Raw genomic sequence first — 24,399 nt, 5'->3', positions numbered from 1 at the left:
ATCAGGCTTTGTCAACAAACCAATATGCATTTTTAAGGAATTATCTCCGGAGAGATGCACATATGGCAATTGCTAAGTTCAAGACCATATGTGCACGATGCCTCGAAAAATATAACCAAATATTGCCAACATCAAATGTGCATCCTTTATGTTTTCCCTTGATTGTTCTATAGAGATAAAATAATACCGTGACCTCTCACCTTTTTACTACAAAATCTTTTAAGTTTGCAAAAATTATATTTATGAATGAATTGATAGACCAATTGGATTTTTCCTTTCCAGAAGAGTTCTCAGTATTAAATTATGTGATTAATATATTGATAACCACCATACTGCTTTATATTCTTGCATTTGTTTATGAAAAACAGGGAAATTCCATTTCAAATAGGAGACAATTATCACGGGTCCTTATCTTGGTTGGGGTCACAACATTTATAATTATCTCTATTGTAAAATCATCATTGGCCCTTTCTTTGGGGTTAGTAGGAGCTTTATCGATTGTAAGATTTAGAACGGCGATAAAGGAACCTGAGGAACTGGGCTTTTTTTTCATATCTATTTCTATAGGTCTTGGACTTGGGGCCAATCAATTAGCCCCAACCTTAATCGGTTTTTTGGTGGTGATACTTATTGTAATATTTCTTAATAAAAGAGGGCTTAGCAGCACATTTTCACAAAATGTTCTTATTTCTTTGAACTTAAAAGATAAAGACCGCGAGATTTTGACCAAAAAGATTTCAAAAGTCATTGAGGAAAATGCACTTCAATTGGAATTAAAAAGAATGTCCGTTGCCAAGGATGCGGTAAACCTTAATTTTTTTGTCAGTCTATCTTCGTTTAAAGATTTGGAGAAGATTACTTCCGGATTGACCAAAATTGATGAAGATATAGATTTATCATTTATTGATAATCAAGTGTAAAGTTTTGTTCTTTATAATAACATTTTAGATTCAAGGGCAATGAAAATCAAGGAAAACAAAAAAAGCAATAAATATACCTTACTTGCTCTGGGCGCCATTATGGTGTGCCTATTGGTCGCGTCTTCTTTTTTGAATAGAAAAGACACTGGCGATGTTGATGATGTGAGGAACAAGGGAATTGCAAAAAACAATGATGAACTTCGGTTAAACACTCCAACGAAAATTAGGAACAATGTCACTATTCAAAAAATAGTTCAAGAGGACATTGGTTTAATCCAAAAAGATTCCAATTGCTCTGTGTATATAACTGATTTTCGCGGGGCGCCGAATTTAATCTACGTTTACAAGGGAGAACTAAGAGGCCGTGAGTTGACAGATAGAATTTTTGCCCACTTTTTTTTAAAGGATAACTCAAAATTGCCTCCCAAACAACGATATGTTAATTTAGGTGTGGACTTTTTTCCTATCGAGTTTGAGATAGAGGAAGAAACCTATTTTTACTCAAAGATGGTTTTGGTCGATAATTTTTTGGAATTCGACAATGTAGACTATCTAAACACTGGAAGATATCAACAAGGTGTCGGGAATTCATATAGTCTGTCAAAGCTCAAAATTGACCCAAAAGGCTTATCAAGGAACTTTAACGACTTGGAGACATTTGTTATCCATTTCAAGGAGAAAGAATTTAACACGATAAAGGAGAAAAGGAAACGGGCTTTAAAATCTACAGTTTTGACAACTTCTGATGAGGACTTTGTCAAAGCCAAGATTTCAATGGCCCAAGATGAGAGCTTAAAAGAAGTAGACATTAGACTGAAGGGAGATTGGGTGGATCATTTGAAAGATGAAAAAAAATGGTCATTTAGGATTAAGATGAAGGACGAAAGTACAATGTTCGGTATGCGAAAATTTTCCATTCAACATCCTAAGACCCGAAATTTCTTGTGGGAATGGTTATTTAATAAGGTGGTCAAAGACAATGATATCATAGGACTGAGATACGATTTTTTAAATACCATCATAAAAGTGGAGTCCGGTGAATCTATTAGAAATATTGATCTGGGCATAATGGCATTTGAAGAATCTTTCGATAAGATCCTAATCGAGAATAATGAGAGAAGGGAAGGATTAATTCTCTCATTCAACGAATCTTACATGTGGAGCGAAAGAAACAAATCATATAACTTGAACTTGCCTAATAGTACTTGGGAAAGAGAGGAAGACGAACCGAGGATACGGGTGTTTAACGAGAATAAGGTTTTGTCCACTCCTCACCTATTAAAGCAATTCAATACCGCGAAGGGATTGATATACGAGTTGAAAAAAGGAAATTTGAAAATTTCAGAAGTTTTTAATATCGACAGATTAACCTTTTTCGTTGCATTAAGCAACTTGTTTGGGGCACGTCACGGGTTGGCATGGCACAATATTAGATTTTACTACAACCCTATTACCAGCAAGTTCGAACCCATTTCATTTGACTCTAATTCGGGAAACAAACTAGAATACCTTACAAACTATGTATACTCGGACACAGATAATCTTTATGAACAAAAACTAATCGAAAATTTAAAATTGGTCAGTAATCAAGATTTCATACAGCGAATAATAAACAAATATGGGTCGGAATTGGATGATCTACTGCTCAATCTAGGCACGGAGTTTAATACGAACCTGGATTTCAGCATTCTTGAATATAACAGTAATTTTATCAAGAAACAGCTTTCCCCTGCCGTTTCGATAATTACCTCCGTAAAGGATTTTGATGAAGCCAGAATGGTTTTGGATGTAAGGAACCTCTCGAAGAACTTCTCAATATCAATAAAAGGGCTGAGAAAAAAAGGAGGTAAGACGCTTTCTAAAAGAGTACATAACGGTTCAATTGGCCCTAATGAGACAAGGGAAATCCATGTTGAACTGGAAGAATCCTTTATCAATGCCTTTGTCTCCAAAAAAAACAAAAAAGGTGTTTTTAGGTACCCTAAGGACCTGGAAAAAGTAAAAGTCGTTCATGCCATTCCGGGAATGGACTATGAAATATTGGGGGATATAGTGCCATTTTACGAGTTTGACCCAACATTTTTAAAAAGGCACGAGGCATCCAAACATACAGCCACCCATGAATTTGTTTTGAAGAATGAAACGACCAAAACGGTATTGCTTAAAAAAGGAAAGTATAACGCTAAAAACGATATTGTAATTCCTTCAGGATATAAAGTGGTTATAGAACCTGGATTTAATTTGGACATTATGAATGGGGCATCCTTTATCTCATATTCGACAATAAATGGTATTGGCACCAAACAGGACCCGATTAGGTTCTACTCATCAGATTCCAGCGGTAAGGGTGTTTTTGTCTCTGGGACTGATGAAACATCACATTTGGAATATTGCTATTTTACTAATTTATCGAATCCTGGCAATGACCTTTGGGAATTGTCTGGGGCAGTAAACTTTCATGAGGCCGATGTTCGCATTGCCAATTCCATTTTTGAGCAAAACAGATGTGAGGATGGTTTGAATATTATTAGGTCTAATTTTTCTGTTGATGCCTCTCGGTTTAAAAACACATTTTCTGATGCATTTGATGGGGATTTTGTTAATGGAAAAGTGACCAATAGCAGCTTTATTAACAGTGGCAATGATGGTATTGACGTATCCGGCTCTACTTTAACCATAGAAAATGTTACCATAGAAAACTCTTCTGATAAGGCCGTAAGCGCCGGAGAAGCCAGTAAAATTAGTGGAAGTGGGGTTAAAATTGTTGGTGGAGAAATAGGTCTTGTTAGCAAGGACCTATCCAAGGTTGTTTTGGACAGTGTTAATATTGATGGGACTCGTTTGGGATTCGCGGTATTTCAAAAAAAAAGTGAATTTGGCCCCGGTTCCATAGAGGTTACGAATTTGACATTACTACGAAAAGAACAGGATTATTTGGTTGAAAATAATTCTAGATTGATACTCAATGATACTTTAGCTATAACCGTATCCAATAAAGTAATAGATAAAATGTATGGCAAGCAGTACGGCAAAAGTACGCGATAAATCAATAAGGCCGATGGGTAAAAACCTAAGGTTCGAAAGGAAGTTCATTTACAAAAATGTTGATTTAGAAAATGTAATCCAAACCGTTTTTATCAACAGTTTTTGCTTTAAGGAAGTTTTTGTTAGAAGAAAAGTCAATAATATCTATTTTGATGACCACAATTATAGTTGCTATAAACAAAATGTATCTGGTGTTGGAAAAAGGGAAAAGTTTAGATTAAGATGGTATGGAGATGATTTTAACAAGATAAAAGACCCTGTATTTGAAATCAAGGTAAAATATGGAGAGGTAGGAGATAAGATTTCATACAAAATGGAGGGCTTTCAAGCTTCACTTAACGAGTTGTCAAGAGAGGAGATTTATCGTGTGATATCTGAAAATATCAAAAAACCAAAGAGTACACTTAGGGCGAGATACGGACAATTGCAACCAACGCTCTATAACTCATACGAAAGAAAGTATTATTTGTCCTTTTGTGGAAAATTTAGAATCACCTTGGACTACAATCAGGAGTTTTTCGACCCGGATTCAGCTAATTTCAGAATTAGCAGACAAAATATTGATGAAAGGGAAATAGTGCTAGAGCTAAAATACAACATTGAATATGATGACGAGGCAAGACAAATTACCCAAGAACTGAATTCAAGACTAACAAAGAATTCCAAATATGTAAACGGTGTTGAGAGAATACGCTTTTTGAGCGTGTAATTCGCTTAAACTTACCAAAACCTGTTAAAAATGAAAAGCAGTAACGGAGCTTGGCCTTTGAAAAAGGTGTTTCCAAAAAATTTGGTCTTACTGCTTTTAGCACAATTCATCTTTCTTTTTTGGAATTGTAAAAACGACAAGGGCGTTCAATACTCTTTTTTTGTTGCAGGCCATGTTTATGGTAAGCCCAGAGGTGGAGAACTAGGGGTTTATGATTCATTAAAAATGAGGTTTGACCTTATCAACACTTATAGAAACATGAAATTTGGCGTATTCACCGGAGACATAGTAAGGTCTGCGAATGAAAAGAGTTGGGACGCGATAGATGATGACCTCAAAACCTTGAAAGTGCCTGTTTATTTTTCCAGAGGCAACCATGATGGGGAGTTGTCGTTTTTTGAAGAACGTTATGGAGAATCGTATAAATCCTTTATTACGGAAGGGGACCTACACATAATTTTGGACTCAAACATTGGCCATTGGAATATTGAAGGGGAACAGCGAGACTTTTTGATACGTACGCTTATGGAAGATTCATCCAAAGTGAACAATATTTTTATTTATGTCCATCATGTTATATGGTGGCAAGGCAAGGGATTCCTGAGGCCCAACTCTAGGGCGGGAATGAGCGAAAAGCTTACTTTTTGGACAGAAATTGCTCCGATTTTAAATGTAACAAATAAACCTGTTTTTATTTTTGCAGGCGACGTAGGAGCTGCCGCCAACACGTCCTATTCTTATGAAAGAAGTAAAAACCTAACTTTGATTACTAGCGGAATGGGCGGAGGTGTAAGAGACAATTTCGTTATTGTAGATATACTAAATGATAGCTCTGTACAGTTCCATTTAATAGCACTTAACGGTGGCGATGTCCATGGCTTGGGCAAATTAAAGGAAGATTAGACCCTTGTTTTGGCGATTCTTTCTTTAGGTGTTGCAGCTTTAATATACCCAGTTACACTTTCCATTTCCAATGGGGTTTGTTTCTTAAGCTAGAACGAAAATTAAGGAGGCATATGGTCTAAATTTCCTACCTTTAATTAGTTATCCACTGGCTGTAATGAATTGGTTCAAAGCTTGTGTTTGTCAGAAAACCTCTATTGAAAATCTTTATAAAGGAAGTTGATATTTGTTCTTTAAATGTAATATGTGAAAACAGGTCTTAAAAACATCTTCCTCAGGGGTATAACATTACTTTCCAAATTTGTTTTCATTATTTTCTTGGGCAAGTATTCGATTGATGAAACCAATCTTGGAATATTTGGTCTTCTCGCAACGACCATTGCCTTATTGATATACGTACTGGGATTTGACTTTTATGTATTCAATACAAGGGAAATCCTCGCTTCTAAAAAAGAAGCTTACGCGGAAAGGATAAGGAACCAAATGTTTTTTCATCTCATCGCATATTTAGTGGTGATTCCCATATCCTTGTTTCTTGTCTTTCGATTAAACTTTATACCATTGGAATATTTTTGGGTTTTTGTGGTGCTATTGTTATCGGAGCATTTAGGGCAGGAGCTGTATAGGTTATTTACCACCCTGGAAAAATCTGTTGTTGCCAATGGAATTTTGTTTATACGGTCTGGCCTGTGGGTTTGGATAGTATTGTTTGATTTTTTTTGGCTGGGAAACGATATTGATTTAAGAAATTATATTAGGATATGGACCATGACATCCCTATTGTCTTTTTTTATTTTCGGTATTTTTCTAGTGAGAACGATTGAGATAAAAAAAGTAAGGTACTTTCCTCCCGATTGGAAATGGATCGGTGCTGGAATAAATACGGCAGGTGTCTTTTTTATCGGTTCCCTATCCTTTCAGGTAATCCAATTTTCTGATAGGTATATGATCGATTTTTTTTATGGAAAAAAACTAGTGGGCATATACACGGCCTTTGCTCAGTTCACCAATGCCATAGATGTTTTTGCCTTTAGTGCGATTACTATGGTTGCCTATCCCAAATTGGTAAAATCATTTAAGGAGAAAAAAAAATACGAGGAGACAAAAACGATTTTTTCAAAACAATTAATAGGACTATCTCTAATTTTAATTTTGGCAGTGGGACTTGTAGGCCCCGTAATACTTGGATTTTTGGATAAAGAAGCAATTTTGGACGAACTGGATACATTTTATGTATTGTTAGGAGGTGTTTTTCTATTAATAGTGTCCAACATCTTTCATTATGATTTATACGTGAAAAAGATGGATGCAATTATCCTAAAAGTAGCTTTAGCAGGTATGGTAACAAATGTGGTATTAAACCTGGTTTTAATTCCTATATACGGTATCATCGGTGCCGCCATGGCAACATTAATGTCTTTTTTCGTAATATTTAGTATGAAATTCTATTTCAGTAAGAAAGCAATAAAAAGATGATTGTATTTGACTTAATAAATGATGAGGCGCCACTCTTCATCAAAGCTGTGGAAAACCTTATTGTAGAAGGGGCAGTCTCTATTGATGGTGTCTTGGGAATTACGGAAGGAAATAGATGGCAAGAAGAGTCTGAAGTACTCCAATGTAGAAATAGGCTGCATTTTTTTGACGATTTAGACAAAAGCAATATTGATGTAAAAAAAGAAATATATAGGATTTCCCAAACCTATGACGGTTTTAATATATATGCTTGTGATAGGTATTTAATAAAAAAAGATAGGGCATACCAAAAAAAAATGTTAGTATATACCTACTTGTTTTATGAGCAATTATTTGAACAGCGGGTTACCCACTATTTTACCACAGGAATTGCCTTCACATATAACATGGTGTCCTATCAGGTAAGCAAACGCTTCGGAGTAAAACACATCTCGTTTTATGGCATTAGGCTAAAAAACAAGAGTGCAGTATCCTATGATGCCAAAAACACGTTCAATGAGGTAGACAAAGCATATGAGGAGTTTTCCCCGGAGAAAGTAAATCCAGAAATGTTTGCACCAATAACAGCATTTTTAAATAAACCAAAACAACCCAGTTATATGAAAAATGCTATAAATGCATCTAGCATTAAAGGCGTTTTCATCAGCGAGTTTTTTATAAGATTCAACAAATTCTACTTTAAAAAAAGACATAAATACGATCTTTTTACAAGAAACCCTTTTGAGCTTTCTTTATTTAAGCTTAAAAAAATAGTTCAAGCAAAAAAGATTGGCTTTTTCCATAATACAATTTTTGATAAGACAGATTTATCAGAAAATTATTTTGTTTTTCCCCTTCATATGCAACCTGAGGCAAGCACCCTGATTTTAGCCCCATATTATGTTGATCAGAAAACAGCTATTATAAATATTAGTAAATGTTTGCCAACCCATGTTCAGTTGTATGTCAAGGAACATAAGAGCGCGCTTGGCCAGCATTCGTTTTCCTTTTATAAGGAATTGAAGAGACACCCTAAAATTAGACTTGTCTCCTATAAGGAAAACATGTTTGATTTAATTAAAAATTCTTTCGGAACTATAAATCTGTCTAGTACGGTAGGGCTTGAGTCCCTACTTATGAAAAAACCTTCCATTGTTTTGGGTGATGTGTTTTATAACAGTTCAAAATTGACGTACACTGTAGAGTCTTTTAAGGAACTGCAAAAGTTGACAAACAAAATTGTCTCCAAGGAATATGATTTGAATATGGAGTTTAAAAATTATGATGAAAAATTAGCATTTTACATCAATTGCCTCTTTGATAATTCGTTTAATTTTGAATTCAATGTAGCAAAACTAGATACCAAGGAAAGGGTTCTGAAAACAGAAAATGTAAGCGTAATGTCGAAGTGCATAAAAAAACAGATTATGAAATGATAATCATCTTTGCAGCTTATTTATTGATTCACTATTTCTATGTTTCAAAGAAAATATTCAATGTCTGTACTTTGGGGCTGTTCTATATTATGCTATCTATAATCTTCGGCAAATACACCACAGAATATAGTTCACAATGGGTGTCTCAATTTGACCTCAACTATACAAGCCTAAGCCTAAGGTATTTAAAATATGCCTTTGTCACGATTTTGCTCACGATACTTTTCCTTCAATTATGGTTTCCAGAAAATAAGTTAAAGAAATCAAGAAGAATAAATGTAAAAAATTTAATTTCTGCCAATTCATCCTGGTTATTGATTTTGGGTCTGGCCGTACCACTGTATTTGGTTTTTCTAAATATCTATATTCCTGTGTTTGAGGAAAAAACCTTTATTTCGAAATACTTTCAAGACAGATTAACCGAGTTTATCCCTTATCGACCATATTATACACTATCAATAAATGCACTATCAACGCTTCTTTTTTTACAAATCAATTATTTTTTGCTTAACGTTAGGAAAGTTAACCTGTATAGATTGTTACTGAACAAAAAACTGGGAAAGATTTTGTTCATGTCGGCAACCTTGTTTTTTACTGCCAAAAGAGGACAAATGTTTTTTCCCTTTTTTATTTCACTTGTTGCTTACTTAATATACAGAAGAAAAATCATTAAGCTATCTGTTTTTGGTGCGTTGGCCCTATTCCTTATATCAATAGCTAGAAACATTAATCAATTGCTTAGTGGAAATTTTAGATTTGAAGATGCATTAATGTCTTTTTCAACTTCCTTTTTCGTGTCTGTGCGTGAATTGGCCAGGGTGTTATCTAGTTTTACTGAAGGGAATTACGAATATTTATACGGTAAGACTTATGTTGCAGGGATATTTAGTTTTATACCTACTTCCGTGAATGTGTTAAAAGCCAATTTTAACTATATGCGTTACACTTCTACTATATCTGGCCAAAATCCAGATGATTTCGGAGGAATGAGATCAACTTTTGCGGGAGAAGCATTCATCAACTTCAATGTCCCTGGTATTTTTATCATAAGCATGTTGTTCGCTGTAGCCATATATCTCATATATTTTTGGATCAATAAATACTCGGACAATATTTTTATCTATTTTTTGTTCACCATATGGTGTTTGAAACTAATAATTCTTCCATTTTATGAAAATGGAAGCGCAATGATTCTTTTTTTTCTTATAACCGTAATTTTTATGATTATTCCGTCATTGAATATTGACCTGAAAAAGGACAAACTTCTTTTAAGAATACGTTTTTTAAGTCCAAGAAATGAGCAAGCAGCTTAGTTTAAGTGAGGTTTCTTTAGGGCTGGTACTATTTACCCTGCCTATAGCCCTTAAAGCAAATACAGCTGCTCTGATTCTTTTTTTCCTGTATAACTTGTACGAGAGAATAAAAAACAGGATTTTTCCAAACCTAATGTGGTTTCTTCCTTGTATTATTTTGGTTTTGATCCATTTATTTGGATACTTCAATAGTGAGGATATCGGAGAGGCAAACAAAAAATTGATACTGTTTTTTTCGCTTTTTGTTTCTCCCCTTTTTTTTACCCAGCAATTGGAAAAAATAAAATTAGAACAGATGTTGATGTTTCTCTTTTATGGCGTTATTCTAATGGCTCTTTACGGGATATGTGGGGCTGGGTATGACATTTTGGTATTGGATGTGAGATATGACTATGGCAGAGGTGTGGATTTATTATTAAAATATATTCCTCACCACACCTATTTTTCAATGTACACTCTTTCCTCCATCCTTATAATAAGCTATATGGTGGGCAAGAAGCAGATTAAGGCGTACTATTTGTTATTTATGCCAATTCTCTATTTAGTGATTTTCCTACTGCCGTCCAGAACTACAATTATGTTTGCTGTAATTGTGCTGCCTTTTTTTATTTTATTTTTTCTTAAGGACAGATTCAAAAAACCACGAGTTCTAGCACTGTTGTCAAGTCTTTTGCTAATTCTGTTTATGTTTGGTTTTTCGTTGGATTATACAAGGGATAAGATACTGTTTGCTTTTTATGAGGTTGCGAACATATCGACCGAAGAAAAACCATTTTATGGGATTTCTAGAAGAAAGATACTGTGGCAATCTAGTATGGAGCTTATAAAAGACAAACCTTTTTGGGGCTATGGTTTAGGAGATGCACAGTATTACTTAAACAAGACTTATAGAACAAATGGGCATTTGGAAGTGCTGAACATGAACTCACATAATCAATATTTACAAAATGCCATTTTTTATGGGATTCCATTAGCCTCAGTTTTTTTTGGCTCTGTTCTATGGATTGTGGTCAAGTTGGCAAAAAAAAAGGAAATTCTCTTGCTTGGTATATGGGGGGTTATTTTGACCGTTTTTTTAACAGAAAGCACACTGAATAGACAGTGGGGCATTATATTTTTTGCGTTTATGCTAACACTTTCATGTTTAGCAATCAACCGCGAATGCCATCCTTTGGACTAGGCTATGATTAAGTCTAAATTTTACCTGCAAAGGCATATATCTTTTTATCTTTGTCTAAAGGGATAAATAGAGATAAAGTGACCAAATTGGCAATAATTTTCGGAGGTTCAGGTTATATCGGAAAGCAACTTCTTTCCCATTTATTGGAGTGTTCTAATTTCCGGAAATTCTATGTTTGCGATATTAAACCGCTTATCGGCTTTGAGAATTTTGTTAATGATGGGAGAGTCGTTTATGTCCCAATGGATGTTAGAAAATCAATTGAAATGAAAATTGATAATTACAATGAAGATGGAAGTTGGATTTTCAATTTCGCCGCTGTTCATAGGGAACCTGGACATGAATACCGGGAATATTTTGACACGAACATTCCGGGGGCGAAAAACGTTGCCGATTTTGCATGTAAAAACAAAATAAAAAATATCCTTTTTACTAGTAGTATAGCTCCATATGGCAGATCTTTGGATGAACGCACTGAAAAGTCGCCCCTGTATCCTGAGACGGCCTATGGGGTTTCAAAGGCCATAGCCGAAAGAATCCACCAAGAATGGTTGGCGGAGCAGCGGGAAAGGAAATTGATCATCGTAAGGCCTAGTGTAATTTTTGGGCCAAATGATCCTGGAAATGTCTATAGAATGATAAAGAGTTTAAGGAAAGGCACTTTTGTTTTGCCTAATGGAGGTAATATAATAAAGGGTTATGGGTATGTCTATGGGTTGGTAGAAAGCATGCTTTTTGTAATGAATCAAAAAAGAAGGTTAGTCATTTACAATTACGCTGAAAATCCATTGGTGCCGTTGAAGGAAATGGTTAGTATTGCTAAGAAGGAACTCGGATACAACAGGCCAACCATTAAGCTTTCTGTAAAACTGCTTGCCTTTGTTGCTTTTTTTATCCAAAAAGGACTCAAACTGTTAGGTAAAACATCTGATGTTCATCCAGTAAGAGTCAGAAAGGCGGGCTTTCCTACTAATATTAAACCTCAATATCTTATAGACAATGGTTTTGAGTTCAAATATGATTTCGAAAATGCGCTCAAGCATTGGAAAACTGTTTCACCTGAAGATTTTGATTAATGAAAGTGGCAGTAGTCCATTATTGGTTCATTACAAGACGGGGTGGTGAAAAAGTTGTTGAATCCATTTTACAAATTTTTCCTCAGGCGGATATTTATACCTTATTCTATGACAGAGGGTCCTATGGAAATCATATCGACAAACACAATGTCTACACCTCCGTTCTTGATAAAAGGTGGTTAAGGAAATACTATCAAAAATTATTTCCGCTCTATCCCATGGGTATAAGGTCTCTTAAATTGCGACAGGATTACGACTTGATAATTTCGTCGGAATCTGGCCCTGCGAAGGGTATCAATATTCCCAACAACTGCCCACACATTTGTTATATACATTCACCTATGAGGTACTGTTGGGGGTTTACACAAGAGTATTTGAACAGCATGTCCAAATTGGCACGTCCTGTTGCAAGTTTTTTTTTTAAACTCCTAAGAGAATGGGATAAGTCAACCGTCAATAATGTATCCTATTACGTGGCAAATTCTTACAATGTTGCCAATAGAGTTAAAAAGTACTATGGTAAAAGCTCTTATGTCATTCAACCACCTATAGCTCTTTCACTCTTTGATAGGCCGTTAACCAAACAAAAAGGAGAGTTTTATTTAAGTTTTGGAGCCATTACTCCTTATAAAAGAATCGATTTGTTGGTTGATACCTTCAATAAAAACGGGAAACGTTTAATAGTAATTGGAGACGGTTCTGAAAAGAAAAAACTGGAAGCAAAGGCAAATGAAAACATAAGTTTTTTAGGAAATTTGAAATGGGCGGAAATAGAAACAATTCTTTATAAGACCAAAGCATTAGTTTTTCCTGGTGAAGAGGATTTTGGTATGATACCTTTAGAGGTTATGACTTATGGTGTACCAGTTTTGGCATTTAAGAAGGGAGGAGCATTGGAAACTATAGTTGAGAACTTGGAGTCCATTGAAGAGTCTTCAGGTTTGTTTTTTGAGATGCAGACTTCCAGGGCGATACAAAAATGTATTGATAAGTTCGAAACCATAAAAGATGGTTTTGATAAGGAATGGATTCGTAATCATACAAGAAGATTTGGCGAGGATAACTTTATTAAGAAGTTCAAATTGTTTTTAAAGGAAAAAACGTAGTAGATAAAATGTTTTTTAAACAAGGAAGATATTCAGGATTCATTACTCCCATTTCGTATGTAATGGATTTGTTGGTCATAAATCTTTTTGCCCATTATCTTCCCATTCAGTTCCAATCTCCTGTTCTTTTTCATACTTACGTCTCCTTAGCTTGGACTGTCATTTCTTTTCGAAACGAATTTTACAAGGTTCATAGATACACTAAAGTAGTGCATATTTTAAAACTGCTTTTTGTACAATTTGTGTTTTTTTTCCTCGTCCTTTATGCGTTCATAGGCTTTTTTAAACAACCCAATATCAGTAGGCTTGCCTTGGGCCAATATTTTATTTTCACTTTTGTCGCTGTATTTTCCATAAAATTCCTGAACTACATTCTTTTAATGAAATATAGGCGATTGGTTAAGGGTAATATCAGAAGAGTTGTGGTGATTGGAAAGAATAAAAAAACCGACCAGTTGATCAAGGTTTTCAATGAAAGAACAGAATTTGGATATCAATTCGTAAAGCAATTCAGTCCTAAAGCTGAGGATTTTGAAACCACTAATTGCTTTGTATATATTTTTGAGAACAAAGTTGACGAAATATATTGCTCGGTTTCTGAATTAACGGATTTAGAGATTTCAGAGTTCATTGATTTCGCGGATAACAACCTTAAAACCTTAAAGTTTTTACCAGACAACAAGAAAATATTTTCGAAGAAGCTAAAGTTTGAATATTACGATTACCTCCCCATACTTTCTTTAAGAGATATCCCTTTGCATAATAGCTTAAACGCTTTTTTCAAAAGAGCCTTTGATATTGGATTTTCGTTGGTTACCATATTTGGGATTTTATTGTGGCTGGGTCCTCTTTTGGCCATATTGATTCGTTTGGAGTCCAAAGGCCCCATTTTTTTTATTCAACGGCGAACGGGATTTGATAATCGGGAATTTCAATGTTTCAAGTTTCGATCAATGACGATGAACAGCAAGGCGGACGCAGTTCAAGCAGGAAAGAATGATGCGAGGGTGACCAAAATAGGTAAGTTTATACGCAGAACCAGCATTGACGAACTCCCGCAATTCTACAATGTACTCTTTGGCAATATGTCCGTGGTAGGACCCCGCCCCCATATGCTTAAGCATACCGATGAATATGCGAATAAAGTAGATAAGTACATGCTCCGCCATTTTGTAAAACCGGGAATTACAGGTTTGGCACAAGTACGAGGGTATAGAGGAGAAATTGAAAAGGACAGTGATATTCAGAATAGGATTAAGTTCGATATCTTTTATGTGGAGAACTGGTCGTTTTTTTTGGATATAAAGATAATTGTCCAAACGATTATCAATGCCTTTTCAGGGGAGGAGAAAGCCTACTGACCCCTTATCACGTTGCCCTGATGTAGGTTTTGTTTGGAAGTTACTAATTGAAAATAAATTCATGAAAAAAGTATTGATAACGGGCGGTGCAGGATTTTTGGGATCCCACCTTTGTGATCGTTTTATAAAGGAAGGATTTTATGTTATTGCCATGGATAACCTCATAACCGGCGACCTAAAGAATATAGAACACCTTTTTCCTTTGGAACAATTCGAGTTTCATCACCATGATGTAACAAAGTTTGTGCATGTTCCTGGTAATTTGGATTATATCCTCCATTTTGCCTCTCCGGCAAGCCCCATAGATTATTTGAAAATACCTATCCAAACACTAAAAGTTGGATCTTTGGGCACATTAAACCTTTTGGGTTTGGCCAAGGAAAAGAAAGCTACTATTCTGGTGGCGTCCACCTCGGAGGTTTACGGAGATCCCTTGGTACATCCCCAAAATGAAGATTACTATGGGAATGTAAGTCCGGTTGGCCCAAGAGGCGTATATGATGAAGCCAAGCGTTTTATGGAGTCCATTACCATGGCCTACCATCGTTTTCATCGATTGGAGACCCGAATCGCTCGTATTTTTAACACCTATGGCTCCAGAATGCGCTTAAATGATGGTCGTGTTGTACCTGCCTTTATGGGGCAGGCTTTACGTGGAGAGGATTTGACCATTTTTGGGGATGGTTCCCAAACAAGATCCTTTTGTTATATTGACGATCAAATCGAAGGAATATACCGACTGCTATTTAGTGATTATATACACCCTATTAATATTGGAAATCCCCATGAGATTACCATTAAGGAGTTCGCCGAGGAAATTATTAAGCTTACAGGAACCGATCAAAGAATTGTCTACAAGCCATTACCTCAAGATGATCCTTTACAAAGACAACCCGACATTACTCGGGCGAAGGAGATATTGGGATGGGAACCCGTGGTAAAACGAGAGGAGGGACTGAAAATCGTATACGATTATTTTAAATCTCTTGACCCTGAGGAACTTCAAAAAAAAGAACATAGGAATTTTTCGTAATCTACAACAATCCAGCAAAATATTTTGTTCGATATTGATGACAATCCACAACTACTATATGATTGATACTAAAAGATACTCAAAACCCTAAAATATACCAATGTGTTTTATTTGGCTGAACATGAACATAGAAAGTGTCATGGGATTTATTTGAATGTAGCTGCCTCGTATAAATTCTTTGGTGACCATGTTATTTTTAATGCTTTCGAATTGTTCTTAGGATATAGAGGACAGCTCAATACTCTCAAATAATTACACATATGCAAAAAATAATTGTTTCCTGGTTTTTTGATATGTTCTACACAGAAGGTGATTGGGTGATGAAGGCCTTTTGGAACAGCCTATTCATTGCCTTTTTCCTTATGCCCTGCGGAATTAACTTGCCTTCTCCATTTTTTATCGTTTCCATGGGCTTTGGGATGGCCATAGTTCTGAAGGATAGAAAAAAATTCGTTTTTGAGCCGGCCCTACTTCTTTTTCCATTGTATTTCATACTGATGTGTATTGGGCTTATATATTCCGAGAATTTGCACAGTGGTATGGATTTGGTTCAACGTTCACTTTCTTTATTGCTATTTCCGATTATCTTTATGTTTGTCAAAGAGGACGCGGCTACGGTAAGAAGGTTGTTCGATTTTTTACTTGCCGGGCTTCTGGTTTCGTTTTGCATCAATTTTTTCAGCGCTACCCTGAGCTTTGTATCCCATATTTTGGAAAATACCGCCGGAATGGGAATATTCCCAATTTTTGACTTGGCCATGGACGAATGGCATAGATTTTATTTGGGATCGGCACTCTCAAAATCGGTAAACCCCAATTACATTTCCATTTATATATTGCTGGTGCTTAGTTACTATCTCAAGGATAAATTGGTTTCAAGAGATCGTTTGGCCATAGTGATGATACTATTCCTCTATATCTTCTTATTGGCATCCATTGCGGCCTATTTAATTTTGGTTTTGATGGCCATTTTGTTAATTTTTGATATGGCCGATAAACAAAAAAAATATACCAGCTTTGTTATTTTCATTTTGGGCGCAACGGTATTTCTAAACAACCCCAGGGTATCTGGATTTTATGAGCTGCTAAGGGGAATACGTCAGAACGCTAATCAGGAAGTCATGATTTTGGGAAAGGCCAAAGTATTGTCCTGGGATGCCAGTATAAAGCTAATTGGGGAAGCCCCTATATTGGGATATGGCACAGGGGACGCAAATGATACCCTGTTCAAAAAGTATAATGAACTGGGCTATAGCTTCAATTCTGAGAACCGGTATAACGCCCACAACCAGTTTTTTCAGACCTATCTACAGATAGGTATTTTGGGTTTTGCAATTTTATTTGGAATCTTTTTGCTTTTAGCGCTACGATTAAAAAATAGCCGCCATGAATTCTCCGTGTTTTTGATTCTTTTTATTTCGCTTTTGGTCGAATCCATGCTGGTTCGGTTCAACGGCATCGTATTCTTTTCCATTGTGGTTCCCCTACTATTGAAAAAACGGAGCATTTTGGGGGGGCGGGTAATTAGGAACACCGAAAAGGTTATTCCGCTAAAGCCATAGATTTTAACTGGTCAAAGAAGAATTAAAAGCAGGATTCAAAAACTTCGGGCAAACCTATTTTTCCGGACAGGAATTAGCTACACATGGGGGAATAGACTATTTTTGAAACATATATTAACTAGTGGAGTTTTATGAATATTTTGATTCTTGGTTCGGGAGGCCGTGAACATACTTTTGCCTGGAAATTGGCACAGAGTCCAAAGTTGAACCGGCTATTTGTTGCGCCGGGTAATGCCGGTACGGCTTCTTTGGCCCAAAACATACCGGTTGGTGTGAATGATTTCAATGGTATTAAGGGCATAGTTTTATCCAATAAAATAGATATGGTCGTGGTTGGGCCGGAAGATCCTTTGGTCAATGGTGTTCATGATTTTTTCCTTAATGACCCGGAGCTAAAGGATATTCCTGTTATTGGACCTCAAAAAGCAGCTGCAAATTTGGAAGGCAGCAAAGAATTTGCAAAGCAGTTTATGCAACGTCATACTATCCCTACCGCGGCCTATCAGAGTTTTACCGTACAGCAGCTGGAAAGTGGATTGGCCTTTTTGGAAACTCTAAGCCCTCCTTACGTTTTAAAGGCCGATGGTCTGGCGGCCGGTAAGGGAGTAGTTATACTGAACGATTTGGAGAAGGCAAAACAAGAACTGACCTCCATGCTAAAGGAAGCGAAGTTTGGGGCCGCTAGCAGGACTGTGGTCATAGAAGAGTTTTTGTCAGGGATAGAGCTAAGTGTTTTTGTACTGACCGATGGGAAGAATTTTAAGGTTCTTCCAACCGCTAAGGACTATAAACGTATTGGTGAGGGAGATATAGGACTAAATACTGGCGGTATGGGAGCCATTTCCCCGGTTCCTTTCGCCGAAAAGGCTTTCATGGACAAAGTGCTCGATAGAATCGTCAAACCTACGGTAGAAGGGCTTAAAATAGATAATTTGCCTTATAAAGGATTCATTTTTATTGGGTTGATCATGGTAGGCAATGATCCCTATGTTATTGAATATAATGTACGGATGGGAGATCCGGAGACCGAAGTGGTGCTTCCAAGGATCAAAAATGATTTGGTGGAGATCTTTCAGGCAGTTGCCGATCAGACTTTGGACACCGTGGATCTTCAAATAGATGATCGTTCCGCCTCAACGGTCATGACCGTATCCGGAGGCTACCCTGAAACCTATGACAAAGGATATGAGATTTTTGGTCTTGAGGACGTTACGGATTCATTGACTTTCCATGCCGGCACAAAACTGGAGAATGGCAAAGTTGTGACCAGTGGCGGTCGAGTCATGGCGTTTACCTCTTTTGGAATCAGCTTTCAGGATGCATTGGCCAAATCCTACGAAAGCATAAATAAAATATGCTTTGATAGGATGAACTATAGAAAAGATATCGGTTTTGACCTATAGATAGGAATGGGAGGTAATGCTCTTGTCCTCTTCGTTATTGTCATTAAAATTTTTTAGCTGCAACATCCAGTAAACAAATGCCACGGCCCCAATAACGAACAATAACCAGTTCACTATGTTCGCCATCCACCAATTGTCCAGTCCGCGAAGTATATCGTACGGTGCAAAAAGGTAGTCCACGAACAAAGTCTCAATCCCTCTGAAAAATGAAGTCATCTTGCTGTATATTTACCTGCAAAAGTATAAAAAGCCGAGATGATTTCAAGCATTTTTGAAAAAACAAAACCGATAAACTATCTTATCGTATTTAGTTTTTTGTTTGTTTTTTATTGGCTGGCACACTTTTTACTTTTCAAAAGAGCCTATCCTCCCGAAGAATTGATTTGGCAGGTATTTGTTTTTGGAATGCTTCTGTTCAGCCTATTTGTGGTCAACTTCATTTGCCATAGAAACAAGATTACCGCCACAAATTCCTATGCCTTGCTATTCTATGCCATGTTGATGTTGGTTTTTCCCGAAACCATGACCGACAATAGCGCGATACTTTGCAGCTTTTTTTTACTCCTTGCCACGCGGAGGGTAATCAGTCTAAAATCTCTCAAAAACGTAAAATTAAAGATTTTTGATGCTACACTTTGGATAATGGTCTCCAGCCTTTTCTATAATTGGACCATTCTCTATTTACTTTTGGTCTTGGCCGCGATATACATTTATGAACCCAAGAATATAAGAAATTGGCTAGTACCGTTTACCGCGATTTTTACGGTTTTTGCAATTTCCTATTGTGCTTTGGTCCTAATTGAAAAACCGGATCTGTTAGGTCGGCACTATGAGCTTTCCTTTGATTTCGATTCGCAATACTTTTTTGATTGGAACAACAGTGCCAGATTGGTCATTTATGTTTTGGCAACTTCATTGGCCGCCTTGTTGGCCTTTCTAAAACTGGGAAAATCCGGACTGGGCAAAGTAATCACCATGCGCCTTATAGCGCTTTCGTTCGGAATCGGAATTATTTTAAAAGTTTTGACCACATCCGAAAATACGTACCCGGTAATCCTAACCTTCTTTCCGGCCGTGGTTTTTATGACCAATTATTTGGAATCCATAAAGCGTCCCAATATCAAGGAAATCATTTTAATGCTTTCCGTTTTCATTCCGATTATGGTCTTTTTTATCGGTTTGATCTTAAAATAATAGGGTATATTTGAAAAAAGCATGAAATTATGTTCAGTGAATTCGCCTTCGGAATTTTTGAGGAAAGTATCCGAAACTATCATATTGAAGATGAGGTTGACCAACCTTTTGAAAATCGATACCCCAAAGATGATATCGCTCATTTATTGTACCGAAAAAACTGGATAGATACCGTACAATGGCACTATGAGGATATCATTCGCGACCCGGATATAGAACCAAATAAGGCCCTGGAAATAAAGCGAAAGATTGATGCAAGCAACCAGGACCGAACAGATTTGGTAGAGTATATCGATAGTTATTTTCTAGATAAATACCGGTCGGTCGAAATCTTGAAGGGAGCCACTATCAATACCGAGAGCCCGGCGTGGGCAATAGACAGGCTTTCCATTTTGGCCCTTAAGATCTATCATATGAAGGTCGAGGTGGAGCGTAAGGACGCCGCACCGGAACATATTGAAAAATGTACAGCCAAATTGATGGTGTTGCAGGAGCAGAAAAAGGATCTTTCCATGGCAATCGATCAGTTATTGGATGACATAGAGGCGGGGCGAAAATATATGAAGGTCTATAAACAGATGAAGATGTACAATGACGAGGAACTAAACCCGGTCCTTCGTGCCCAAAAATAACATCCAACATATTTTGGTAATCCGCTTCTCCGCCATGGGCGATGTAGCGATGACCGTTCCCGTACTTTCCGCTTTAGTGCACCAATATCCCCACTTGAGAGTAACCGTATTGACCCGTACTTTTTTTGCTCCCATGTTCGCGGCATTGCCCAATGTTAAAGTGCATGGGGCAGAGTTCAAGGGAAAACATAAAGGATTTCCGGGTTTGTGGAGCTTGTTTGGTGAAATGAAAGATAAAGGAATAGATGTGGTAGCCGATCTTCACAGTGTTTTGAGGACCCAAGTTTTAAAACGATTCTTTTTTTTTAGTAAAATTCCCTTTCTTCAAATCGACAAAGGGAGGCCGGAAAAAAAAGCTTTAACCCGGGAAAGGAACAAAGTTTTCCTTCCCTTAAGGACTACCCATGAACGTTATGCCGACGTATTTGCAAGACTTGGTTTTTCGCTGGATTTGTCCAATACAATTCCAGTACACAAGGAAAAACTATCGAACAGAACCATTGAACTTATAGATCCCAAAACACGGAAATGGCTTGGAATAGCTCCTTTTGCCGCCTTTTCGGGCAAGCAGTATCCTTTGGATTTAATGGAGGATGTTATAGGTCAAATTTTGGAAACCAATAGGTACAAAATCATGCTTTTTGGTGGTGGCCAAGAGGAAATCCAGTTTTTGGACACCTGGGCAAGCAAGTTTGATCAATGCATTAATGTGGCAGGAAAGCTCTCCTTTGCGGAAGAACTGGCCTTGATTTCCAACCTGGACGCTATGCTTTCCATGGATAGTGGTAATGGTCACTTGGCCGCCATATACGGTATACCGGTCATTACGCTTTGGGGCATTACCCACCCCTACGCCGGATTTGCTCCCTTTGGGCAAGATTACGATAATGCGCTATTGTCCAATAGAGATGAGTGCCCATTTATTCCCACCTCCGTCTATGGAAACAAGTGCCCTACGGGCTATCAGGATATCATGCGCACGATTCCGGTCAAGAAGGTTGTCGAAAAAATCGAATCCGTATGCTTCAAAAAGTAGTTTTCCGTTATACCGTCTGCGGCTTGGTTTGAATGGATTTAAAATACTGGCGCAATTGTGTCATAAAACGGTACTTACGCGCGCTTGGGGCCATTTCTACCATTAAGGTGCGTATACCAATGTAGGAGCTCATCAAATAAATCGCTACACCCTCGGCATCCACATGTCTATCGATATGACCATTGAATTTGCCTTTTTGTATGGAAGAAACCAGGTTTACTTCCCATATTTTAAGGATATCGCTCAAATGCTTCATGATTTTCGGATTCCTCCCATTGAACTCGTTGATAAAGTTACTTAGAACAAATCCGTAATCGAGCTCGTTATGAACTGCCGTCTCTAAGGCATCCTCAAAACAATTGGTTATAAGGTCCAGCGGATTTTCATGTCCCTCGATGGGCTCTATGAGCATACTATAAATTTTTCGAACTACTAGATTCTCCACTATTTGAATGAAGAAATCCTCCTTGGAACTGAAGTGATAGTAAAATGCGCCTTTGGAAAGGGAAAGTTCTTTAAGAATGTCATCTATACTGGTATTGTAATACCCTTTTCTGTAAAATAATTCCAAGCCAGTGACTTGCATCCGTTGCATGGTAGCCATACGTTTTAGGTTCTTGTCCATAAGATTTGCGTTTTGGGTTAAAAAGACTGTTGAGTCTAGAACAAAGAACCCCCGAAGCTTACTTTGGCTCAATATTTAAGGACAAAGCTGTGGAAAAAATCGTCCAAATGACAAAACCTCGATGAACGTACTGTTTTCAAAAAAAATAAACCGACCAAGCAGTCGGTTTAAGTGCAATGAATATCGGTTTAACAACGTCCCTTTGGGAATTCCTATTGAACATAAGGCCGCTAAAACGGGGAAATATACCCCATTTAACAGCAGCCTCCACCGTCATAATGGTATGTTGATTTGCTGATGAAAATATCATCCCTATTCATAGCAGCCAGTGCACCCGCTGTTTTATCGCAAACTGCCAAAGGTTGATTTTTTAGAAGGACATGCCCTTTTTTATCATCAAAATAGTCTTGGCTACCATAATAGATGGCCGCTTTTCCGGTAAATACACAAGGGCCGTCGTTGGGCATGGGGTCTTTTATTGCCGCTACCTCAATGGATTCGATATAAATCAATTCATCGGTAGGATAGTTTTTTGGATCCAAGATACGATATGGCTTTCGGGCCCTTATCTCAATGGTTCCAAAACCTACGTCGGTCAATGCCTTAACATATTTATGTATAGGCAAGCTCCCACTTAAGCATAAGGCCCTTAATCGGTCATCATTTCTTAAGTCCGGACTCATCTCCTGCTCGCAAACGGGATCGCTCATCACGAGTCTGCCCTGTGGTTTCAACACGCGGTACATTTCTTCAATAGCCCGTTTTAGGTCATCTTCCTTAAAGATATTGAACAGGCAGTTCTGGGCGGCCACATCTATGCTGCCGTCCTCTACCGGAAGGTTTAGGGCATCTCCTTTGCGTAATGTCACAAATTCGGATTTGAACCAATCGTTTTCTTCCTCGGCAATCGTAAAGTTTTTTCGGCTGGCCTCCAGCATTTCATCAACGACATCTACACCGATGACCCCTGATCTTTGACGACTGAAATAGGAAAACTGTAACAGCTCCATTCCACCGCCGACCCCAACATACAATATTTTCGGATTGTTGGTCAAATCCCTGGCATGCACCGTACTACCGCAACCGTAGTTCATTTCCTGCATGATTTTTGGTACGGTCAGCCCCGGTAGTTCCCAAATGGGATTGGTGGTACAGCACAGGCCTACATCGGGCGTCAGTGCTGCTTCCTTGTAAAGGTCGTTTGTAGCTTGTAAATAACTCATAATATGTTCTTTTGAATATCCTCCTCCTTTCGCGGAGCTTTATTTTTGAAATAGGGTTGTAGACGAAAGCGTTCCTAGGTCACCGTGCCTTGGCAACTGCTTCCCGCTCCTGCGGTACACCCGTAACAATGTTGTGAAATGATGATATTTCGGTCATTTAATATGTCCTCATTGTAATCCTTGATGTGCTTTATTTTGCTGGCGACCTTAAGCCCTAACATTTGATTGAAGTCGCAATCGTAAAGCCATCCATCCCAACTTACCGAAATGGTATTGGTACACATTACATTCTCTACCGCCGCAGGATTGTATGCCTCTACCAGTGCATACATATAATCCTCATAGTTTTCAGAGGCGATGAGGTAATCCAAAAAACGGGAGATGGGAAGATTTGTAATGGCAAACAGATTATGGAACTGAATACCGAAATCTTCATCAAGGGCTTTTTTAAAGTCCTTTTCCAACGCAGCTTGGTTTCCGGGCAGATAAGCTCCTGATGGATTATACACCAGATCCAATCGCAAATCCTGGCCGGGCATGCCGTATCCTACCGCATTCAATTCCTGTAAGGCCTTGATACTTTTGTCAAAAACACCATCGCCGCGTTGCTTGTCGGTCTTTCCACGAGTGTAGTGCGGCATGGAAGAGACCACATGCACATTGTGCTTCTTAAAGAACTCGGGCAAGTCATAGTATTTCTTGTTCGCGCGGATAATGGTCAAATTGGATCGAACGATAAAATCTTGAATCCCCGCCTTGGCGGCTTCTTCGACAAACCATCGAAAATTGGGGTTCATTTCCGGAGCTCCTCCTGTAAGATCTAGGGTATGGGCACCTGTATTACGAATAACATCCAAGCATTGCTCCATAGTCTCTCGCGTCATGATTTCCTTTCGGTCAGGGCCGGCGTCCACATGGCAATGCTCACAAATCTGATTACACATATACCCTACATTGATCTGTAAAATCTCCAGTTTTTTGGGTCGCAAAGGGTAATGTCCAATATTGGCAAGCTTGTCCTTAAAGTAGGGAAGTTCTCCTTCGGCGAAGATACCGCCGTTTAAAACTTCCAGTTGTTTATTGGTCGTAGCCAATTCATTCTGTCTTGCTTTTAGTGATTTTGTAGCCATACTTTTGTTCTTAATCACTGGTCACGTATTGTTAGGTATTGGATAAGATTACTTTTA

Annotated in this window: 21 protein-coding genes; 17 read left to right on the top strand and 4 right to left on the bottom strand. The window is 37.7% G+C overall.

Annotated elements, in window-relative coordinates:
- Window positions 1-242: 242 nt before the first annotated feature.
- The 14 genes from ACO06Y_RS04990 (at window position 243) to purD (ending at window position 18,502) form a co-directional block, all read left to right on the top strand.
- A complete protein-coding gene (locus tag ACO06Y_RS04990) occupies window positions 243-920 on the top strand; it encodes a DUF4956 domain-containing protein (RefSeq protein ID WP_422082731.1) in 678 nt (225 codons plus the stop codon).
- Window positions 921-959: 39 nt separating this feature from the next.
- Window positions 960-3,965 (top strand): hypothetical protein, encoded by a 3,006-nt coding sequence (locus ACO06Y_RS04985; protein ID WP_422082730.1) that lies wholly within the window; start codon window positions 960-962, stop codon window positions 3,963-3,965.
- A gap of 13 nt (window positions 3,966-3,978) precedes the next feature.
- Complete coding sequence (locus tag ACO06Y_RS04980) at window positions 3,979-4,674, top strand: polyphosphate polymerase domain-containing protein (RefSeq protein ID WP_422082729.1); 696 nt, start codon at window positions 3,979-3,981, stop codon at window positions 4,672-4,674.
- Window positions 4,675-4,704: 30 nt separating this feature from the next.
- Complete coding sequence (locus tag ACO06Y_RS04975) at window positions 4,705-5,577, top strand: metallophosphoesterase family protein (protein WP_422082728.1); 873 nt, start codon at window positions 4,705-4,707, stop codon at window positions 5,575-5,577.
- 246 nt (window positions 5,578-5,823) lie between these two features.
- On the top strand, window positions 5,824-7,053 hold the full coding sequence (locus tag ACO06Y_RS04970; protein WP_422082727.1) for a polysaccharide biosynthesis C-terminal domain-containing protein: 1,230 nt from the start codon (window positions 5,824-5,826) through the stop codon (window positions 7,051-7,053).
- On the top strand, window positions 7,050-8,468 hold the full coding sequence (locus ACO06Y_RS04965) for a hypothetical protein (protein WP_422082726.1): 1,419 nt from the start codon (window positions 7,050-7,052) through the stop codon (window positions 8,466-8,468). Before ACO06Y_RS04970 ends, ACO06Y_RS04965 begins: the two co-directional genes overlap by 4 nt.
- The gene (locus ACO06Y_RS04960) at window positions 8,465-9,781 is read left to right on the top strand and encodes an O-antigen polymerase (RefSeq protein ID WP_422082725.1); all 1,317 of its coding nucleotides are present in this window, start codon (window positions 8,465-8,467) and stop codon (window positions 9,779-9,781) included. The genes ACO06Y_RS04965 and ACO06Y_RS04960 overlap by 4 nt, the downstream gene beginning before the upstream one ends.
- Window positions 9,765-10,961, top strand: a complete 1,197-nt coding sequence (locus ACO06Y_RS04955) for an O-antigen ligase family protein (RefSeq protein ID WP_422082724.1) — start codon at window positions 9,765-9,767, stop codon at window positions 10,959-10,961. Before ACO06Y_RS04960 ends, ACO06Y_RS04955 begins: the two co-directional genes overlap by 17 nt.
- A 77-nt stretch (window positions 10,962-11,038) precedes the next feature.
- Window positions 11,039-12,037: an NAD-dependent epimerase/dehydratase family protein gene (locus ACO06Y_RS04950; RefSeq protein WP_422082723.1), complete on the top strand. Its 999-nt coding sequence runs from the start codon at window positions 11,039-11,041 to the stop codon at window positions 12,035-12,037.
- A complete protein-coding gene (locus ACO06Y_RS04945) occupies window positions 12,037-13,143 on the top strand; it encodes a glycosyltransferase (protein ID WP_422082722.1) in 1,107 nt (368 codons plus the stop codon). The genes ACO06Y_RS04950 and ACO06Y_RS04945 overlap by 1 nt, the downstream gene beginning before the upstream one ends.
- Before the next feature lie 104 nt (window positions 13,144-13,247).
- Window positions 13,248-14,504: an exopolysaccharide biosynthesis polyprenyl glycosylphosphotransferase gene (locus ACO06Y_RS04940; protein WP_422084236.1), complete on the top strand. Its 1,257-nt coding sequence runs from the start codon at window positions 13,248-13,250 to the stop codon at window positions 14,502-14,504.
- Window positions 14,505-14,565: 61 nt separating this feature from the next.
- The gene (locus ACO06Y_RS04935) at window positions 14,566-15,537 is read left to right on the top strand and encodes a UDP-glucuronic acid decarboxylase family protein (protein WP_422082721.1); all 972 of its coding nucleotides are present in this window, start codon (window positions 14,566-14,568) and stop codon (window positions 15,535-15,537) included.
- A 260-nt stretch (window positions 15,538-15,797) separates the two neighbouring features.
- A complete protein-coding gene (locus tag ACO06Y_RS04930; RefSeq protein WP_422082720.1) occupies window positions 15,798-17,099 on the top strand; it encodes an O-antigen ligase family protein in 1,302 nt (433 codons plus the stop codon).
- A gap of 131 nt (window positions 17,100-17,230) precedes the next feature.
- Entirely contained in the window at window positions 17,231-18,502 is a 1,272-nt protein-coding gene (gene purD, locus ACO06Y_RS04925) for a phosphoribosylamine--glycine ligase (protein WP_422082719.1), read from the top strand.
- Here the strand turns inward: purD and ACO06Y_RS04920 are convergent.
- The gene (locus ACO06Y_RS04920) at window positions 18,497-18,718 is read right to left on the bottom strand and encodes a DUF6341 family protein (RefSeq protein WP_422082718.1); all 222 of its coding nucleotides are present in this window, start codon (window positions 18,716-18,718) and stop codon (window positions 18,497-18,499) included. The genes purD and ACO06Y_RS04920 overlap by 6 nt on opposite strands.
- A gap of 39 nt (window positions 18,719-18,757) precedes the next feature.
- Here ACO06Y_RS04920 and ACO06Y_RS04915 point away from each other — a divergent pair, with 39 nt between their 5' ends.
- Genes ACO06Y_RS04915 through ACO06Y_RS04905 form a run of 3 tightly spaced genes read left to right on the top strand, consistent with a single transcriptional unit; the run spans window position 18,758 to window position 21,364 of the window.
- Entirely contained in the window at window positions 18,758-19,696 is a 939-nt protein-coding gene (locus ACO06Y_RS04915; protein ID WP_422082717.1) for a hypothetical protein, read from the top strand.
- A 29-nt stretch (window positions 19,697-19,725) separates the two neighbouring features.
- Window positions 19,726-20,328 carry a DUF4254 domain-containing protein gene (locus tag ACO06Y_RS04910; RefSeq protein ID WP_422082716.1) on the top strand — a complete coding sequence of 201 codons (603 nt, stop codon included), beginning with the start codon at window positions 19,726-19,728 and terminating at the stop codon, window positions 20,326-20,328.
- Window positions 20,315-21,364, top strand: coding sequence for a glycosyltransferase family 9 protein (locus ACO06Y_RS04905; RefSeq protein ID WP_422082715.1), 1,050 nt, complete (start codon window positions 20,315-20,317; stop codon window positions 21,362-21,364). The genes ACO06Y_RS04910 and ACO06Y_RS04905 overlap by 14 nt, the downstream gene beginning before the upstream one ends.
- 7 nt (window positions 21,365-21,371) lie before the next feature.
- Here ACO06Y_RS04905 and ACO06Y_RS04900 read toward each other — a convergent pair whose 3' ends face one another.
- The 3 genes from ACO06Y_RS04900 to arsS all read right to left on the bottom strand — a co-directional run bounded on the left by ACO06Y_RS04900 (window position 21,372) and on the right by arsS (window position 24,342).
- On the bottom strand, window positions 21,372-21,989 hold the full coding sequence (locus tag ACO06Y_RS04900) for a TetR/AcrR family transcriptional regulator (protein ID WP_422082714.1): 618 nt from the start codon (window positions 21,987-21,989) through the stop codon (window positions 21,372-21,374).
- 254 nt (window positions 21,990-22,243) lie between these two features.
- Window positions 22,244-23,212, bottom strand: coding sequence for an arsenosugar biosynthesis arsenite methyltransferase ArsM (gene arsM, locus ACO06Y_RS04895; protein WP_422082713.1), 969 nt, complete (start codon window positions 23,210-23,212; stop codon window positions 22,244-22,246).
- 74 nt (window positions 23,213-23,286) lie between these two features.
- Window positions 23,287-24,342, bottom strand: coding sequence for an arsenosugar biosynthesis radical SAM (seleno)protein ArsS (gene arsS, locus ACO06Y_RS04890; RefSeq protein ID WP_422082712.1), 1,056 nt, complete (start codon window positions 24,340-24,342; stop codon window positions 23,287-23,289).
- Between the last annotated feature and the right edge of the window lie 57 nt (window positions 24,343-24,399).

This window comes from Ulvibacterium sp. (assembly GCF_965228935.1).
Lineage (GTDB): Bacteria > Bacteroidota > Bacteroidia > Flavobacteriales > Flavobacteriaceae > Ulvibacterium.
Note: the sequence above shows the minus strand (reverse complement) of the source record. Positions and strands in the feature narration are given on the sequence as shown.

Excerpts from the sequence above, each read along its gene's own strand:
- ACO06Y_RS04990 (WP_422082731.1), top strand. The coding sequence starts at position 243 with ATGAATGAATTGATAGACCAATTGGATTTTTCCTTTCCAGAAGAGTTC.
- ACO06Y_RS04985 (WP_422082730.1), top strand. The coding sequence starts at position 960 with ATGAAAATCAAGGAAAACAAAAAAAGCAATAAATATACCTTACTTGCT.
- ACO06Y_RS04980 (WP_422082729.1), top strand. The coding sequence starts at position 3,979 with ATGGGTAAAAACCTAAGGTTCGAAAGGAAGTTCATTTACAAAAATGTT.
- ACO06Y_RS04975 (WP_422082728.1), top strand. The coding sequence starts at position 4,705 with ATGAAAAGCAGTAACGGAGCTTGGCCTTTGAAAAAGGTGTTTCCAAAA.
- ACO06Y_RS04965 (WP_422082726.1), top strand. The coding sequence starts at position 7,050 with ATGATTGTATTTGACTTAATAAATGATGAGGCGCCACTCTTCATCAAA.
- ACO06Y_RS04960 (WP_422082725.1), top strand. The coding sequence starts at position 8,465 with ATGATAATCATCTTTGCAGCTTATTTATTGATTCACTATTTCTATGTT.
- ACO06Y_RS04955 (WP_422082724.1), top strand. The coding sequence starts at position 9,765 with ATGAGCAAGCAGCTTAGTTTAAGTGAGGTTTCTTTAGGGCTGGTACTA.
- ACO06Y_RS04945 (WP_422082722.1), top strand. The coding sequence starts at position 12,037 with ATGAAAGTGGCAGTAGTCCATTATTGGTTCATTACAAGACGGGGTGGT.
- ACO06Y_RS04935 (WP_422082721.1), top strand. The coding sequence starts at position 14,566 with ATGAAAAAAGTATTGATAACGGGCGGTGCAGGATTTTTGGGATCCCAC.
- ACO06Y_RS04930 (WP_422082720.1), top strand. The coding sequence starts at position 15,798 with ATGCAAAAAATAATTGTTTCCTGGTTTTTTGATATGTTCTACACAGAA.
- purD (WP_422082719.1), top strand. The coding sequence starts at position 17,231 with ATGAATATTTTGATTCTTGGTTCGGGAGGCCGTGAACATACTTTTGCC.
- ACO06Y_RS04920 (WP_422082718.1), bottom strand. The coding sequence starts at position 18,718 with ATGACTTCATTTTTCAGAGGGATTGAGACTTTGTTCGTGGACTACCTT.
- ACO06Y_RS04915 (WP_422082717.1), top strand. The coding sequence starts at position 18,758 with ATGATTTCAAGCATTTTTGAAAAAACAAAACCGATAAACTATCTTATC.
- ACO06Y_RS04910 (WP_422082716.1), top strand. The coding sequence starts at position 19,726 with ATGTTCAGTGAATTCGCCTTCGGAATTTTTGAGGAAAGTATCCGAAAC.
- ACO06Y_RS04900 (WP_422082714.1), bottom strand. The coding sequence starts at position 21,989 with ATGGACAAGAACCTAAAACGTATGGCTACCATGCAACGGATGCAAGTC.
- arsM (WP_422082713.1), bottom strand. The coding sequence starts at position 23,212 with ATGAGTTATTTACAAGCTACAAACGACCTTTACAAGGAAGCAGCACTG.
- arsS (WP_422082712.1), bottom strand. The coding sequence starts at position 24,342 with ATGGCTACAAAATCACTAAAAGCAAGACAGAATGAATTGGCTACGACC.